This window comes from Acinetobacter sp. Root1280, from assembly GCF_001425285.1.
GTDB lineage: Bacteria > Pseudomonadota > Gammaproteobacteria > Pseudomonadales > Moraxellaceae > Acinetobacter > Acinetobacter guillouiae.
Map to the genome: position 1 here is coordinate 32170 of NZ_LMED01000012.1, position 15361 is coordinate 47530.

The 15361-nt window shown below is 39.0% G+C and carries 13 protein-coding genes and 4 tRNA genes; 12 read left to right on the forward strand and 5 right to left on the reverse strand.

Features of this window, described 5'->3' with window-relative positions:
• Window positions 1-16 precede the first annotated feature (16 nt).
• Window positions 17-157: a hypothetical protein gene (locus ASC84_RS22715; RefSeq protein WP_155860339.1), complete on the forward strand. Its 141-nt coding sequence runs from the start codon at window positions 17-19 to the stop codon at window positions 155-157.
• Here the strand turns inward: ASC84_RS22715 and ASC84_RS09955 are convergent.
• From ASC84_RS09955 to ASC84_RS09965, 3 genes are all read right to left on the reverse strand, one after another.
• Entirely contained in the window at window positions 154-507 is a 354-nt protein-coding gene (locus ASC84_RS09955) for a hypothetical protein (protein WP_004722385.1), read from the reverse strand. The two genes, ASC84_RS22715 and ASC84_RS09955, sit on opposite strands and share 4 nt — an antisense overlap.
• A 53-nt stretch (window positions 508-560) precedes the next feature.
• Window positions 561-1142: a DUF4112 domain-containing protein gene (locus tag ASC84_RS09960; protein WP_056514249.1), complete on the reverse strand. Its 582-nt coding sequence runs from the start codon at window positions 1140-1142 to the stop codon at window positions 561-563.
• Between the two features lie 165 nt (window positions 1143-1307).
• On the reverse strand, window positions 1308-2339 hold the full coding sequence (locus ASC84_RS09965) for a L,D-transpeptidase (protein ID WP_056514252.1): 1032 nt from the start codon (window positions 2337-2339) through the stop codon (window positions 1308-1310).
• A gap of 525 nt (window positions 2340-2864) precedes the next feature.
• On the opposite strand from ASC84_RS09965, the gene pyrC reads away from it, so the two are divergent.
• From pyrC to ASC84_RS10010, 9 genes are all read left to right on the forward strand, one after another.
• Entirely contained in the window at window positions 2865-3899 is a 1035-nt protein-coding gene (pyrC, locus tag ASC84_RS09970) for a dihydroorotase (RefSeq protein WP_056514255.1), read from the forward strand.
• Window positions 3884-4543, forward strand: a complete 660-nt coding sequence (gene rnt / locus ASC84_RS09975; protein ID WP_004722393.1) for a ribonuclease T — start codon at window positions 3884-3886, stop codon at window positions 4541-4543. The genes pyrC and rnt overlap by 16 nt, the downstream gene beginning before the upstream one ends.
• Before the next feature lie 20 nt (window positions 4544-4563).
• Window positions 4564-4639 (forward strand) — tRNA-Glu (locus ASC84_RS09980).
• A gap of 163 nt (window positions 4640-4802) precedes the next feature.
• Window positions 4803-6230: an amino acid permease gene (locus ASC84_RS09985; RefSeq protein WP_056515279.1), complete on the forward strand. Its 1428-nt coding sequence runs from the start codon at window positions 4803-4805 to the stop codon at window positions 6228-6230.
• Window positions 6231-6501: 271 nt separating this feature from the next.
• Window positions 6502-6577 (forward strand) — tRNA-Glu (locus ASC84_RS09990).
• Window positions 6578-6911: 334 nt separating this feature from the next.
• Window positions 6912-8336 (forward strand): amino acid permease, encoded by a 1425-nt coding sequence (locus ASC84_RS09995; RefSeq protein ID WP_056514257.1) that lies wholly within the window; start codon window positions 6912-6914, stop codon window positions 8334-8336.
• A 131-nt stretch (window positions 8337-8467) separates the two neighbouring features.
• Window positions 8468-9367, forward strand: a complete 900-nt coding sequence (locus ASC84_RS10000; protein WP_056514259.1) for a hypothetical protein — start codon at window positions 8468-8470, stop codon at window positions 9365-9367.
• A 133-nt stretch (window positions 9368-9500) separates the two neighbouring features.
• Window positions 9501-9576: transfer RNA gene (locus ASC84_RS10005), tRNA-Glu, on the forward strand.
• Between the two features lie 42 nt (window positions 9577-9618).
• Window positions 9619-9694, forward strand: a tRNA-Glu gene (locus tag ASC84_RS10010).
• Between the two features lie 85 nt (window positions 9695-9779).
• Here the strand turns inward: ASC84_RS10010 and ASC84_RS10015 are convergent.
• A complete protein-coding gene (locus tag ASC84_RS10015) occupies window positions 9780-10394 on the reverse strand; it encodes a YiiX family permuted papain-like enzyme (RefSeq protein WP_056514262.1) in 615 nt (204 codons plus the stop codon).
• Window positions 10395-10595: 201 nt separating this feature from the next.
• Window positions 10596-11786 carry a putative solute-binding protein gene (locus tag ASC84_RS10020; RefSeq protein WP_224965497.1) on the reverse strand — a complete coding sequence of 397 codons (1191 nt, stop codon included), beginning with the start codon at window positions 11784-11786 and terminating at the stop codon, window positions 10596-10598.
• 378 nt (window positions 11787-12164) lie between these two features.
• Between ASC84_RS10020 and ASC84_RS10025 the strand changes: the two genes are divergently transcribed.
• Complete coding sequence (locus ASC84_RS10025) at window positions 12165-12749, forward strand: 5-formyltetrahydrofolate cyclo-ligase (protein ID WP_056514265.1); 585 nt, start codon at window positions 12165-12167, stop codon at window positions 12747-12749.
• Between the two features lie 147 nt (window positions 12750-12896).
• Window positions 12897-15326 carry an endopeptidase La gene (gene lon, locus ASC84_RS10030; RefSeq protein WP_004722406.1) on the forward strand — a complete coding sequence of 810 codons (2430 nt, stop codon included), beginning with the start codon at window positions 12897-12899 and terminating at the stop codon, window positions 15324-15326.
• Window positions 15327-15361: the final 35 nt, after the last annotated feature.

Below are 15361 nucleotides of genomic sequence, written 5' to 3' on the forward strand. Positions count from 1 at the left end.
TATGGAGGCTTTGTTTATGGGTAGATCATATTTTAGTTTTTGCTTTATCCAATATTTACCGCGCAATTTCTATCTTTCTTACTTTCTTACTTTCTTACTTTCTTTCAATACCAATACCAATACCAATACCAATACCAATACCAATTTGGGGGATTAATCTAACTGAATACAACGAATTAAACTTCCATTCGGATCAATCACACAAAACATATCAATTTCTTCGAGATACTGAATTTCAGTTATTCGTGCTTCTGGGAATTGTGCCCAATCTAAACCTTGCCAAAAATGAAACAGATCTTTCAAGACATGTGTTCTTAAGCAAGCACTAAACCATGATTCTTTTGGATTTAAATTGGGGTGATGGAAAAACTCAACCAGCAAACTGTCTTTACTTAAGATCATCCATTCTGTGGACTGATAATCACACTGAAAACCTAAGAATGCATAAAATTTACGAGTATGATCAAAATCAATAGCAGGAAGGTTTGCCGAAATATAATCTTGCATGATCACCTCTGTATTTTAATATCTACATTTTCAAATCAATTCAATGTTGGAATTTAAGCACGATAGCTTTGATACCAATCCCACAACATATTTACGCCAAACCACATCGCAAGTCCAATCAGGATTAAAACAATCAAGCCTAAAATATCGGGAATATGAATCCAAATCCAAGCAATGACAGGGTTACGCCAAAATGCGGAATACTGTTGCTTTTGTTCTAGCTTCTCATGTAAAAATGGGTGAACCACATGATCATCGCTATAAATCTGATATTCTTCTTGAATATGGTCATGTACAACGTCTAAAGCTCTACGACTGGGCCGAATAAAAATATCGAATAAGGTTCCAGCGATCGGTATACATCCCACAACCCCATCCATCACAGCCAGTTTTAATACTCCATTGAGTTTAGCTTGAGGCACGCCAATCTGTTTGGCTTTATAAACTGCATAGCAAGTCAGCACAAAACCCGCGACATCACCAGCAATCGGTATGGTACTGAGTGCAGCATCAGCCCCAACCCCTTGCTTGGTAAATGGAATACGCACCACCGAATCCATCATATTGGCAAATTTAGCCAAATCTCGTTCAAGTTTAATGACTTCTTGAGTAGATAATTTTTTTTCTGTACCCATAAAGATTTCAATTTTTTTGACATGGTTAAGTTAAATTGATCATACCCAATAAATTCAGTATGTTGTGTATAAGTTTAATATTTACAGCAGCAAAATTTTATCTACGCAATAAAAAAAGCTGAGCCCTCTTTTAAAGTACTCAGCCTTTTCGGATATACAACGGGATTAATCTAAGAACTTAACCACGGTCCCCGGTTGAACCTTGCGACCTAAATCATTGGCATCCCAATTGGTCAAACGAATACAACCATGAGAAGCGGTCTTTGAAATTAATGAAGGATTCGGCGTACCATGAATACCAAATGTCGGTTTACTTAAAGCAATCCACATATTACCAACAGGACCATTTGGGCCAGGCGGTAATGCCAGCTTTTGACGGTTGCTCCCTTGAACAAAGTTTTTCGGGTTATAACCATAGACAGGGTTTGGTGCAACTTTAATGACCTTATGCGTCCCTTTCGGGGATGGTGTACCAGAACCCCCAATTGTGGCAGGAAAAGATGCAATCATTTGATTTGTACTATTATATAAATAAAGTTGTCGAGCAGGCTTATGCGCAATAATTAAGGCCACACCTTCAGGCAAATCATTACGTACGATCGGTACATTGATAGTTTCGCCTACTTTTTTAAAGTTAGCTTTTGGATTGAGTTGTTTAAGAAAGTCTTCATCAATATGAAACTTTTCACCTAACATTTCACTCACACGGGTGTAATACAAACCCGGCATTTTTGCTTGTTGGGCATAATTTCGCGGAATTGCTTTGGCATAAGGTCCTTTAATATCCTCTGCCGTAATTTGATAAGTTCCAAACGCTGCAGTTTTTTGATTTTTTAACAAACTGTCCCAAGTCTGTTTATCCAGTTCACCACTAATCGGTAAACTTTTAATCTGTTGATACGCGGCAAGTGCTTTTAAAAAGTTCTTGCCACTTTTACCGTCGATTGGCCCTGGCGAAGCATGTAAATTATTGAGCATCACTTGTGCACGGGCATAAACGGGGAATTGTCCTCTGCCAATATTTTCTGACCAATTGGCTGTATTGATACTATTGACTGACCAATCTTGTTTTAAGTCCGCTTTTATCGCTTCTTGACTTTTATCAGCTTTAACATTTTGTTTGGCAAAAATTTGACTTTGAATATTTAAACCCACAAGACACATGATGCAAATCAGGTTTGGCAGAAACTTGCCCATATAAAGCTCTCTATTAACTCAATATTATAATTGATGTACTTATCTAATAAACTATTGTATTACAGATACATAGTATACTGATCTCGAACAATAAAAGCGACGTCACACACACCTTGAGCCGATCATTTATATTCTCAAGGCTTTAAACACAATTGTATAAGGTCAATAGCGTGTTTATTCATAAAATGAAAATTATGTATGCTCGAAGTTTATCTTTGTATGACTTTATTATCATTTTTTAAGAAAAATATGCAATAGTACATTTTGACTATTTAATCATTTAAAAACGGTAATTTTAAAATAAATTCAAATTAAGCAATTGAAAATCATTGCCATGTTATACAGTTGTAGATTTTCTACTCAGCATTAACACCCAATCATGACACATACATGACCAATCCGAACAAAATATAAGCTTTAGATTTGTTTTTAATCATTTAATTTGAATTATTGATTAGAAATAGCTGTTATCATTTTAAAGTGTTATAGATTATCATCTCATTTATTTTGTCAGTAAGAATTGCCTTGAATACGATCACTTTGCTTCAGCCAGATGACTGGCATGCCCACCTACGTGATGGTCTTGCCTTAAAACGTACAGTTCCAGATCTAGCCAAACAATTTGCCCGTGCGATTTGTATGCCGAACCTCGTTCCACCTGTGAAAACTGTAGATGAAGCGAATGCTTATCGTGACCGTATTATGGCACATGTTCCTGAAGGGGTTGATTTTGACCCACGTATGGTACTGTATTTTACCGACCATACTTCTCCAGATGAAGTTCGCAAAATCAAAGAGTCTCAATTCGTCAATGCAATTAAACTCTATCCTGCTGGTGCAACAACCAACTCGGATAATGGTGTCAGTGACATTCGTAAAGTCTATGCAGTAATTGAACAACTTGAAGAACATCAAGTACCATTATTGTTACATGGTGAAGTTACCCATCAGCATGTGGATATTTTTGACCGTGAAAAACGCTTTTTAGACGAAGTACTTTCACCGTTACTTAAGCAATTTCCGAAATTAAAATTGGTGTTAGAACATATTACCACCAGTGAAGCTGCGCATTTTGTGCTTGAACAAGATCGTAATGTTGCTGCGACGATCACACCACAACATTTACTGTTTAACCGTAATGATATGTTGGTCGGTGGCATAAAACCTCACTTTTATTGTTTACCGATTTTAAAGCGTCAAACCCATCAACAAACTTTACTTGAAGTTGCCACTAGCGGCAGCCCTAAATTTTTCTTAGGTACTGACAGTGCGCCACATTCTAAAAATGCCAAAGAAAATGCATGTGGTTGTGCAGGTTGCTATAGTGCACCTACAGCAATTGAGCTTTATGCTCAGGCTTTTGATCAAGTCAACAAAATCGAACGCCTAGAAGGTTTTGCCAGTATGTTTGGTGCAGACTTCTATGGTTTGCCTCGCAACACAAATAAGATTACCCTTGTGAAAGAAGATCAGGTAATCCCTGAAAGTTTAGATTATTTGGATGGTGAACACATTATTCCACTTTATGCTGGAAAAACCATCCAATGGAGAAAGGTGTGACAACTGAAACATTACCTGTGATTGGACAACGCTTTCGTGGTTTTTTACCCGTTGTGGTTGACGTTGAAACAGCAGGTTTTAATGCAGATACCGATGCATTGCTTGAAATCGCATGCATCCCGATTGTGTATGATGCTGAAGGAAAATTTGTTCCAGGTGAAGCACATCATGCACACATCAATCCTTTTGAAGGTGCAAATTTAGATCGTCGTTCTTTGGATTTTATTGGTGTAGATCCATTTAATCCAATGCGTATGGCAATGGCTGAAGATGAGAAAACAGCATTAAAGCGTATTTTTAAGGCGGTTAATGAAGTGCGTCGTCAGCAACATTGTACCCATGCGGTCTTGGTCGGACACAATGCCCACTTTGATTTAGGTTTCCTAAGAGCTGCAATTGCGCGAACTGGCAGTAAAAATCAAAACCCTTTTCATAGTTTTTCTGTATTTGATACTGTGACTTTAAGTGCGGTCATGTTTGGTCAAACTGTTTTGGCTAAATCATGTATTCAAGCTGGAATTGAGTTCGATGGTAAAGAGGCTCACTCGGCCTTATACGATACTCAAAAGACGGCTGAACTGTTTTGCTATATTTTGAACAAACTCGCACCTCACTTACTTGACAATTTGGTGGCGGATCAATAAGATATCGCCATCTTCTAAACGACCCTATCGTCTAGAGGCCTAGGACATCGCCCTTTCACGGCGGTAACCGGGGTTCGAATCCCCGTAGGGTCGCCATCTATTTATTCTTATAATTCCTTTCTCTTTTTTTGATTTTCTTGATTCAGTTATTTTATTTCATCCCTCGTTCTTTAGACTTTAGAAGCTGATGGCTTATTTTATTTTGTCAATTTTGGCATTTTAATCTAAAATATCTCTTTAAAGTTCAATGACATCAAATATGCAATCACCTGATCAATCGAATCAGCACACTGTCGCTGATGGGCAAACTATTGTCTTAAAAAGATCCATGACCAAACGCCATCTGATTATGTTGTCATTAGGCGGTGCGATTGGTACTGGCTTATTTTTAAGTTCAGGTGAAGTGATTGCACAAGCTGGGCCGATTGGTGCAGTGATTGCCTATATTATCGGTGGTTTAATTGCCTATATGGTGATGCTGTGCTTAGGCGAACTTGCGGTCAATCAACCTGTGACTGGATCTTTTGGTGCTTTTGCAGCTAAAAATATTGGACCAGGCACAGGCTACATGGTGTCATGGATGTACTGGCTTGGCTGGTCTGCCACCTTGGGGACTGAATTTACAGCGGCAGCCATGCTGATGCAGGAATGGTTTCCAACAACCTCCATCTGGTTATGGACCTTGGTCTTTATTGTTGCCGTCTTGATTTCCAATCTAACCTCAACACACTTTTTTGCAGAGTCCGAGTTTTGGTTGTCTTTTGTTAAAGTTGCAACGGTATTGGTATTTATCTTACTCGGCCTAACCGCAATATTTGGGTTAATCCCCTTTCATGGTCATGAAACTGCACCCTTATTCAGTAATTTAACCGCACATGGTTGGTTACCCAATGGTTTATTTCCTATTTTTGCCACCATGCTGATTGTAAATTTTGCCTTTAATGGTACTGAGATGATTGGGATTGCGGCTGGTGAAACTGAAAATCCTGAAAAAAATGTCCCAAAAGCGATTCATGCTGCGGTTTGGCGGTTAATGATTTTCTTTGTTGGTACCATTATTGTCATCAGTTCATTATTGCCCTATCAAGATGCTGGCCTAGCCGCGCATGGTGAAGGGATCAGTAATAGTCCCTTTGTTTCTGTATTTAACTTGATTGGAATTCCTTACGCAGAAGACATCATGCGTTTTGTGATCATTACAGCGCTTTTGTCCACTGCTAATTCAGGACTATATGCGGCATCTCGTATGATGTGGGCGCTTTCAATTCAAAAACAATTACCTCGAGTTTTTTCCAAACTGACCAAATCAGGCACCCCTGTTGTTGCAATTTTTGTGACCATGATTGGGGGTTTACCCGGTTTACTGTCGGAGCAATTTGGCGCAGATGTGATCTTTAAAAACTTACTCGGTGTGGCAGCATTTACCATGGTTATCGTGTGGATGAGTATTTGCTGGAGTCAGTTTAATTTCCGTCGTAAATGGTTAGCCAGCGGTAAAACACTGGCTGATTTAAAATTTAAAACGCCGTGGTATCCCGTTGTACCAATTCTTGGCTTTATCACTTGTACCGCAACCGGTTTAAGTATGGCAGCAGATCCGGAAATGCTTTCTGGCTTTATTGGTTGTTTAGTGTTTATGGCAGCATGTTATGCAACTTATTACTGGCTTTATCATCAGAAAAATTAAGTCGCATTGTAAATCACTGATCAGCCCGTATTCATACGGGCTTTTCTATTTTAGGCTTTTAATCCGTAGCATAATTTTTCAGTGATCCATATATGAATCAAGCCGTTTTTATTTGATTTGGATTCTTCTAAAAAGCAAAAAATAGCTTTCTGGCTAAATTAAAAACAAATACATGATGATTCGCTTATAGATTCATCAGTTAAACGCTTTTTCGATAAATCCATTTTGACAAAAATGTCTTTTATCCTTAATATACGCATCACCTCATTACGACCCTATCGTCTAGAGGCCTAGGACATCGCCCTTTCACGGCGGTAACCGGGGTTCGAATCCCCGTAGGGTCGCCATATTTGAGAAGGTTGTTAAAATAAAACTTTCTCGTAAAAAAGCCTGAGCAATACGACTCAGGCTTTTTTATATCTATCGTATTTAAAGCAGTTAAAAACCACCATCCCTTCATATTTAAAAGATTGTTTTTTCATCAATAATCTGGATTTTTAATTTAAAATAATCAGTGCAGAGTTAAATATAAATAATTGATTTAAATATTTATTTATAAAAACCATAAAATCGCGGTGATTTATAGTATTGCTTATTGAGCATTAGCAACACTCAATCATTGCACTATTTATGAATTGGGCTAAAATAGCGCGCTTCTCGTTTTATTTCCATCTGAAGCTTATGCAGTCATCACCAAATCAAAATGATGCTCAGGTATCATCTAATTCTTCACCACTCAAACGAGCAATGAGTACTCGTCACTTGGTGATGATTTCGCTTGGTGGTGCAATCGGTACAGGGCTTTTTTTAGGTTCTGGTGAGGTGATCTCACAAACCGGTCCGATTGGTGCCATTATCTCTTACATCCTCGGTGGTGTAATTGCCTATATGGTGATGCTGTGCTTAGGTGAACTTGCTGTTCATATGCCTGAGTCTGGTTCATTTGGTACTTATGCGCAACGATACATTGGTCCAGGTACCGGATACACCGTTACTTGGCTGTATTGGCTAACATGGTCAGCAACACTAGGCACTGAATTTACTGCTGCGGCTTTATTAATGCAAGAATGGTTTCCGCATATCTCAATGTGGTTATGGACGCTGATTTTTGCAGCAATCGTGTTTGGCTTAAATATGAGTTCAACCAAATGGTTTGCCGAATCTGAGTTCTGGCTCTCTTTGGTCAAAGTCATCACGGTAATCGCTTTTATTCTTTTTGGCCTTTTGGCAATTTTTGGTATTTTAAATTATCAGGGACATACTTCAGCACCGTTATTTAGTAATTTGACCGATGAAGGCTGGTTCCCACAAGGTCTATTCCCAATCTTCACCACCATGTTAATCGTGAACTTTGCCTTCTCTGGCACTGAGTTGATTGGCGTTGCTGCGGGTGAAACTGAAGATCCCGCGAAAAATGTGCCTAAAGCCATCAATACTGCTATTTGGCGTTTATTGATTTTCTTTGTCGGTACTATCATCGTAATTAGTGCACTGCTGCCTCACCAAATGGCAGGATTACATGCTGAAGGGGTCAGTAGCAGCCCATTTGTTACGGTATTTGATCATATTGGTATTCCATACGCAGAAGACATTATCCGTTTTGTAATCATCACTGCATTGTTGTCTGCGGCTAACTCAGGGCTATTTGCAGCGTCACGTATGATGTGGTCGCTCTCAGCCAAGAAACAGCTTCCAGCACTGTTTTCTAGAGTCAATGCACGCGGTATTCCATATATTGCGGTGATTGTCACCATGTTCGGTGCGTTACCTGGTCTGCTTTCAGAACAATTTGCACCTGAGACTATTTTTAAAAACTTGTTGGGTGTGGCTGCGTTTACCATGGTTGTGGTGTGGATGAGTATTTGTCTGAGCCAATTTAATTTTAGACGTCAATGGTATAAACAAGGTCATACCAAAGCTGAATTAGGCTTTGCTGCACCTTTGTTTCCAATTGTGCCGATCTTAGGTTTTATCTTCTGTTTAATTACCTGTATCAGTATGGTATTTGACCCTGAGATGGTGGTTGGCTTTATTTGTTGTTTAATCTTTATTGCAATTTGCTATATCAGCTACGCATTCTTATATAAAGATCAATCACAATCCTAAACAAAATCTTACTGATCATGCCTAAACAAAAAGTGTAGCCATCGGCTACACTTTTTGTACATTCATAGATAGTCAAAATCAGTTTAAGCTCGTAATTTAATAGTTAAACATAACAATCTATAAAAACCCCAATGAAGATTATTTTTATTCATGGTATGAACCAGCAGAATTATAATGCTGAGAGTTTAAAGCAACATTGGATTGATATTCTTCAACAGGGAATCGATGAACTTAAACTGCCTATTTCAACAGCACAATTAGATATTCGCTTGGCTTTTTATGGCGATTTAATCAGTAAACACCAATTAAGCAATCGCTTTGACTTAGAAAGCTTTCTGCCTAAATCATGGGTAAACTTTCACTTTCATAAACATACAACAACGCTACCCACTACAACCTTAAATGCCCCTCCTGCAATTCCAATATTGCCCTACTTCATGCCTGAGCATGACTTAAAACTGTCCAAACGCTTGTATTTGGCTTCGCAACTGTTAAAAGATAAAGCGCTCAAAGAGTTCTCTTTAATTTTAAATAATTTTCCAAAACTTCATGAAAGTCTGATTCATAAATTCCTGATCGAAACTTATTTATACCTCGCCAATCCTCAGTTTATGGATGAAGTGCATCAACGGATACTCGCTAGCTTAGAACCCGATCAACCGCATATTATCGTTGCGCATTCGTTAGGAACCGTGATTGCCTATAATCTTTTACAACAGCTGCAAGTAAACTACCAGATACAACGCTTTATTACCTTAGGCTCACCGCTCGCCTTTAAAGTGATTCAGTCTAAACTGACACCACCAATCAAAAGACCAAATTGTCTAAATGGTGATTGGCATAATTTCTATTCTCCAGATGATTTTTTAACCGCTTTTCCTTTGATCAACGCGCCCTTTGACTTTCAACCCGCGATTTTAAATACCGCGATTTCAACGTTTATTCATACTCCTCATCAAATCGCAGGCTACTTACAACATCCTACGGTGATTCAAAATATTTTAGATCCCATTCTGTACCTCAAGCCGTAATAATGGTCTTAATTTTAACCACTTTGCTCATATTGCTTTGTTTTTATCCATATAAACGTAATTTCAGTTTTTATTATGGAAAAAAGTTTGACACCTGCCAGTATTCGCCCTAATATACGCCCACCTCTGAAACGACCCTATCGTCTAGAGGCCTAGGACATCGCCCTTTCACGGCGGTAACCGGGGTTCGAATCCCCGTAGGGTCGCCATTAATTTAATGGTTTAGTTTCAAGTGTCTGCCTCAATTTATTGACCCTATCGTCTAGAGGCCTAGGACATCGCCCTTTCACGGCGGTAACCGGGGTTCGAATCCCCGTAGGGTCGCCACATTCAAGAATGTATGTATATACAGCTTCTTATAAAAAGCCTGAGCATCATGACTCAGGTTTTTTTATGCCTGCTATATTTCCAATCAATTCAAGCCAGCAACCGAGTCAACCATTTTCAGTTTCTTTGAATTAAAAATTGCACTTGGCGTAATCACAGTTTCTTGCAATGGAATATGCTGTCCATAGCGTTGTTGCATAAGTGCTTTAACACTTCGATCTGTGAGATCAAAACTTTGTAATTTTTCCAAGGGCGCCAATTCTATTCCTAAAGCGTATTGATAAGCTTTCCATACAATTTCAGAGCAATAAATTGCGTCATCATTCCATTCAAAATAAACATCATAGGGTTTATTTAAATAAGTCTCGGCCTGTTTGACTAACTTGTGCTGTTGCTCTGCAGTTAATTGAGATTGATAACGCTTCACGACATAGGCTTTATTTACACCACGATTGATCCATTGTTGAAGCGGTGTATATTTCACAGGCTGAATCGCCTCCAAAACCAAAGCTTGACCTTGTTTCATCACAATCATTCCCATGTGGCTATATGGCGAATGGGTGGCTTTTTGAATCACAAGACTTTGTGCAGATTTAGAAGTATGAAAAATAATATCCCCTGTCTGATACTGTGCGGCATATATCGAGTTAACGTAAAACAACACTGTCAGCAACAAGAGTTTGAACGGTTTTCTTAACATCATTTAAATCTTAATTTTGATCTTCTTTATCTTGGATTTAATCTAACAGAGTAGTAAAGCATTGCCTAAACTTTGCAATAAAAAAGGAGCAAAATAAACTTTCATTTTGCTCCTTTAGCTTTTAATTCAAATCAAAAACATCAGCTGTTTGTGATTTTGCTTTTGACTTATATACCTCATCAAGACAAGAGCAAAACCCAATCATTCATCATTTAAAGCACATTCAAAACTACTTGGGGTTTGACCACATCGAACCTTTTTCAAAATTTTCATCATTGTTGGGTCATAGAAGCCTTCTTTGGTCATCTGAATACGTGCTTCACGCATAATCTTAATATAGCCTGGTTTATCTGCTTCACGAATATCAAACCAATACTTATCTGGAACTTCTCGCTCCAGTTTATCGACAAACTGAAATGCTGGGCTGAGTTGTTTAGAAATCATTTCCCGTGCGATTGGTCCCATACCTGCAGGGAACTTATTCCGATGCATGATTAATGTGCCTGTGACCTGTATCAAAGGAAAGCGAATAATGCCACCAACCACATTGCCATTTTTATCAGTCATACCCTTTTTCAATTCTAAAGGCTTAAATAACAAAGCAGGCCCCGCCATAATATCGACTTCTTTGTTATTAAACTTTCCACCCACAGTTAATAGATCAACTGAAACAGGTTGTGCACCAACATTTTGCACCAACTTCTTTTGAGTACCGTCAAAGTTCATGACCGCCACTTTTTTCCCTGCTGCTTTTGATAAGGTATCAATACGGCGATCATTGACCATGATATACGCAGCACCTAAAGGAACAATCCCCACCACTTCATAATCACGATTGACCATTTTTGCATCGTACTCAGGTCGTGCAAGTAACTGGATCACGGTGGTTAATTGCTTATAGTTTTGTACTGCCCCAATAGCATCAATACTGCCGACAAACGGATTGAACTGACGTGCACGAATGTTACTGATTCCAGCACCATCACAGCGTTTACTGCGGAAATCCTCAGTCAATACACGTTCATCGGTATAAACTCTTAAATTAATATCCGTAGAAGCGGTTTTCTTTAATTTTGGATAATTTAAATCAATATGCATCGACAATTTGGTTGGACGGGTAATTTTCATATCCACCCCAAATTCCTTAGCAATCTGTGTAATTCGTGGCAGTTCACTGATATAACTGGTCGCTTGTTCAAAAGCTTCACTATTGGCGCCATCAGGAGAATACACACACAGCGTGACTGTTTTGGGAATCTGTTGCCAAACTTTTGGATCATTCATTAAGGTTTTAATTTTATTCTTTGAATGTGCAGATAACTCAAGATCCAGTTTTGGCGCTGCTGGAGCGGCATAGCTCATCAGCGGTAAACTGCTTGCCAATGCAAGCATTGAGATAACAAACCGTCGTGACAAGGTATGAGATTGTTGTTTTAGCTGACTTTGCATGGTGTTTTCCTGTTTATTTTCGTGCTTATCCATAATTATCACTCACGTGAATTTCTTCTCAGCCTAATTGAAGTGCTTTCATTTGCAATTGACTGAGCAAAATCCTACATTTGTCAGAATAGATACTCCGGACTTAAAATGTAGAACATCAATATTTAATCTTGTTTTATCAAACGATTAGCATAATAGCTTAAAACTGCCCATTTATCGCAAACTCTAGTGAATAAAAGATAATCAAAATAACATCTTGATCATTTCGTTATAAATGCTGTTTATCAATTCATTGTATACTGGCAACAGTTTAGTTTTAGCATTCAAAACATGGATCAAAATTCACAACTGCGTAGATCTTTAAGACAACAACGACAAAAGCTGACCCGCAATCAACAAATGGTCATTGAATTGCAATGCTTTAAACAGATGCTACGCCATCGCCATTTTTTCAATGCGCAGAAAATCGGATTATATTTAGATGCTTTTGGTGAAATTCAAACCAAATTGCTTATCGAATATTGCTGTGCGATTGGAAAAACCGTGTATTTGCCCATGATCTGTAATATGAACAAAAAACTGGTTTGGGTCAAAATATCAAATCGGCAGTTCCGCAATCGGCGCTTTTCTTTACATCGTCTTGGGATGCTAGAACCCATGGCAAGTCGTGCTAAGCATATTTCAATACTCGATCTGGTGGTCATGCCTTTATTGGCTTGTGATTTAAAAGGTAGCCGTATGGGCATGGGAGGCGGTTTCTATGATCGAACGCTTGCATCAGCTGCACACCGCCCACATCGACTCGGTTTAGCGCATAATTTTCAGTTACTCACCCACGAGCTAAAAAGAAATCCATGGGATCAGCCCTTAGATAGCTTAATTACCCCAGCAAAAACCTATTATTTTCGCCGTTAAATTGACCAATAAATGCAAATAGGTTTATTTGTTAATCAGATACTTGCGATTTTTTAAACTTTTTATTTGGCAAAGCCCTTGTAATTTTTGAAATACACATCACTATAAAAAACATGGCAACACCGTTGTCACTCATTAGGAGTGCCCATGTCTGAGATTATTATGAATCAAGAAAACTTAGAGCCACAGGTTCCAAGTGTATTACCGCTTTTAGCGTTGCGTGACGTGGTTGTGTACCCACATATGCAAATTGCGCTATTTGTGGGTCGTGAAAAATCGATCAATGCAGTTGATGTGGCTCGTAACAGTGACAATTTAGTATTTGTAGTTGCGCAAAAAGATTCGCTTACAGAAGAAATTGATCACGACAACTTATATCAATATGGTACCGTCGCGAAGATTGTACAAGTTGTGAATCATGAAAATGATGAAAACTGTATCAAGGTACTGATTGAAGGCTTACATCGTTCTAAGCTGGTTGAAATCATCGACAATGATGAATACTTATCGGCTGAACATGCATTAAGCCCAATGACGATATCTGTAGATAAAGATACTCAAGCAACACGTGTAGAAGAATTACGTGCACTGTTTTCACAGTATGCAGAAGCCAAATTACGTAATGCACGTGAATTGATTGCAGCAGCAAATAAAATCGACGATTTATTACAATTGTTGTTCTTTGTTGCAACCCGTGTACCTTTAAATATCGATGTAAAACAAAAATTCCTAGAGCACGATGAGTTTGAAGCACACTTACAAGAGCTAATGACTTATTTATTGCAACAATCTGAAGAACAACAGATTGAGCAAACATTGCATGACTCTGTAAAACGCCAAATGGAAAAGAACCAACGCGAATACTTCCTCAATGAAAAGATGAAAGTCATTCAGCGTGAACTTTCCGATATGAATGGTGGTGCGGAAGATGATGTTGCTGAAATTGAAAAACGTTTAGCGGAAGCTGATTTACCTGAACATGTGCGTAAAAAAGCTGAAAATGAATTCCGTAAACTCAAAGCAATGCAACCTGCGTCAAGTGAAGCTGCTGTGGTACGCAACTATATTGAGGCTATTTTAGATACGCCTTGGAATAAAGCCAGCAAAGTCAGCATTAACTTAGCCAAAGCTCAGGAAATTTTAGATACAGACCACTATGGTTTGGATGAAGTCAAAGAACGTATTGTTGAATACTTAGCAGTTCAATCACGCGTGAAAAAACTTCGAGGTCCAATCCTTTGTTTAGTAGGTCCTCCTGGTGTTGGTAAAACCTCACTCGGGGAATCAATTGCCAAAGCAACTGGTCGTGAATTCGTTCGTATGGCACTCGGTGGTGTCCGTGACGAAGCAGAAATTCGTGGTCATCGTCGTACCTATATTGGTGCGATGCCGGGTAAAATTGTGCAGTCATTGACCAAAGTTGGCGTTAAGAACCCACTGTTCTTGCTCGACGAAGTGGACAAAATGGCACAGGATTATCGTGGTGATCCAGCTTCTGCCCTGCTTGAAGTACTTGATCCATCACAGAACAACAAGTTTAACGATCACTACTTAGATCTTGATCTTGATTTGTCTGAAGTGATGTTTATCTGTACTGCAAACAGCATGAATATTCCTGAGGCTTTATTGGACCGTATGGAAGTGATTCGTTTGCCGGGTTATACCGAAGACGAAAAAGTCAATATTGCTGATCGCTACCTTGTTCCAAAAGCAATCAAGAACAATGGTTTACGTGGCAAAGAATTGACTGTTCATGAAGAAGCGATTCGTGACATCGTACGTCGTTATACCCGTGAAGCTGGTGTACGTAGCCTTGAACGTGAAGTATCGAAGATTGCACGTAAAGTGGTGAAAGAATCAGTCAGTAAGAAAGCGAAAAACTTACATATTGATGTCACTGCTGAAAACTTACCTGAATATTTAGGTGTGCATAAATTTGATTACGGTATGGCGGAAGAAGAAGCTCAAGTGGGTCGTGTAAATGGCTTGGCATGGACTTCTGTCGGTGGTGAGTTATTGACCATCGAAGTTGCAGCAGTAAAAGGTAAAGGTAAATTTATTACCACGGGTTCACTCGGCGATGTAATGAAAGAGTCGATTACTGCGGCAATGACTGTGGTTCGTACACGTGCTGATGAATTGGGTATTGAAGCTTCTCGTTTTGAAGAAACTGACGTACACGTTCACTTACCTGAAGGTGCGACACCGAAAGATGGACCATCTGCAGGTTTAGCATTAACCACTGCTCTGGTTTCGGCATTCACTGGGATTGCAATTCGTCCTGATATTGCAATGACAGGTGAAACCAGCTTAGGTGGCCGAGCAATGCGTATTGGTGGCTTAAAAGAGAAACTTTTAGCAGCACATCGTGGTGGCGTTAAACTGGTGTTTATCCCACAAGAAAACGTTCGTGACTTAGCTGAAATTCCTCAGAACGTGAAAGATGGTTTGGAAATTAAAGCTGTGAAAAGTATCGATGAGATTCTTCCACTTGCTTTGGTTGAGCAACCTACGCCATTGGTCAAAGCACCAATCGTTAAAGCGGTTGATGAAGGCAAAAAAGCTGCACGTCATTGATCCAATGATCGAAAAAGAGAACGCTTCGGCGTTCT

Excerpts from the sequence above, each read along its gene's own strand:
- rnt (WP_004722393.1), top strand. The coding sequence starts at position 3,884 with ATGGAGAAAGGTGTGACAACTGAAACATTACCTGTGATTGGACAACGC.
- ASC84_RS09965 (WP_056514252.1), bottom strand. The coding sequence starts at position 2,339 with ATGGGCAAGTTTCTGCCAAACCTGATTTGCATCATGTGTCTTGTGGGT.
- ASC84_RS09955 (WP_004722385.1), bottom strand. The coding sequence starts at position 507 with ATGCAAGATTATATTTCGGCAAACCTTCCTGCTATTGATTTTGATCAT.
- ASC84_RS09960 (WP_056514249.1), bottom strand. The coding sequence starts at position 1,142 with ATGGGTACAGAAAAAAAATTATCTACTCAAGAAGTCATTAAACTTGAA.
- lon (WP_004722406.1), top strand. The coding sequence starts at position 12,897 with ATGTCTGAGATTATTATGAATCAAGAAAACTTAGAGCCACAGGTTCCA.
- ASC84_RS10020 (WP_224965497.1), bottom strand. The coding sequence starts at position 11,786 with ATGCTTGCATTGGCAAGCAGTTTACCGCTGATGAGCTATGCCGCTCCA.
- ASC84_RS22715 (WP_155860339.1), top strand. The coding sequence starts at position 17 with ATGGGTAGATCATATTTTAGTTTTTGCTTTATCCAATATTTACCGCGC.
- ASC84_RS10025 (WP_056514265.1), top strand. The coding sequence starts at position 12,165 with ATGGATCAAAATTCACAACTGCGTAGATCTTTAAGACAACAACGACAA.
- ASC84_RS10015 (WP_056514262.1), bottom strand. The coding sequence starts at position 10,394 with ATGTTAAGAAAACCGTTCAAACTCTTGTTGCTGACAGTGTTGTTTTAC.
- ASC84_RS09985 (WP_056515279.1), top strand. The coding sequence starts at position 4,803 with ATGCAATCACCTGATCAATCGAATCAGCACACTGTCGCTGATGGGCAA.
- ASC84_RS10000 (WP_056514259.1), top strand. The coding sequence starts at position 8,468 with ATGAAGATTATTTTTATTCATGGTATGAACCAGCAGAATTATAATGCT.
- ASC84_RS09995 (WP_056514257.1), top strand. The coding sequence starts at position 6,912 with ATGCAGTCATCACCAAATCAAAATGATGCTCAGGTATCATCTAATTCT.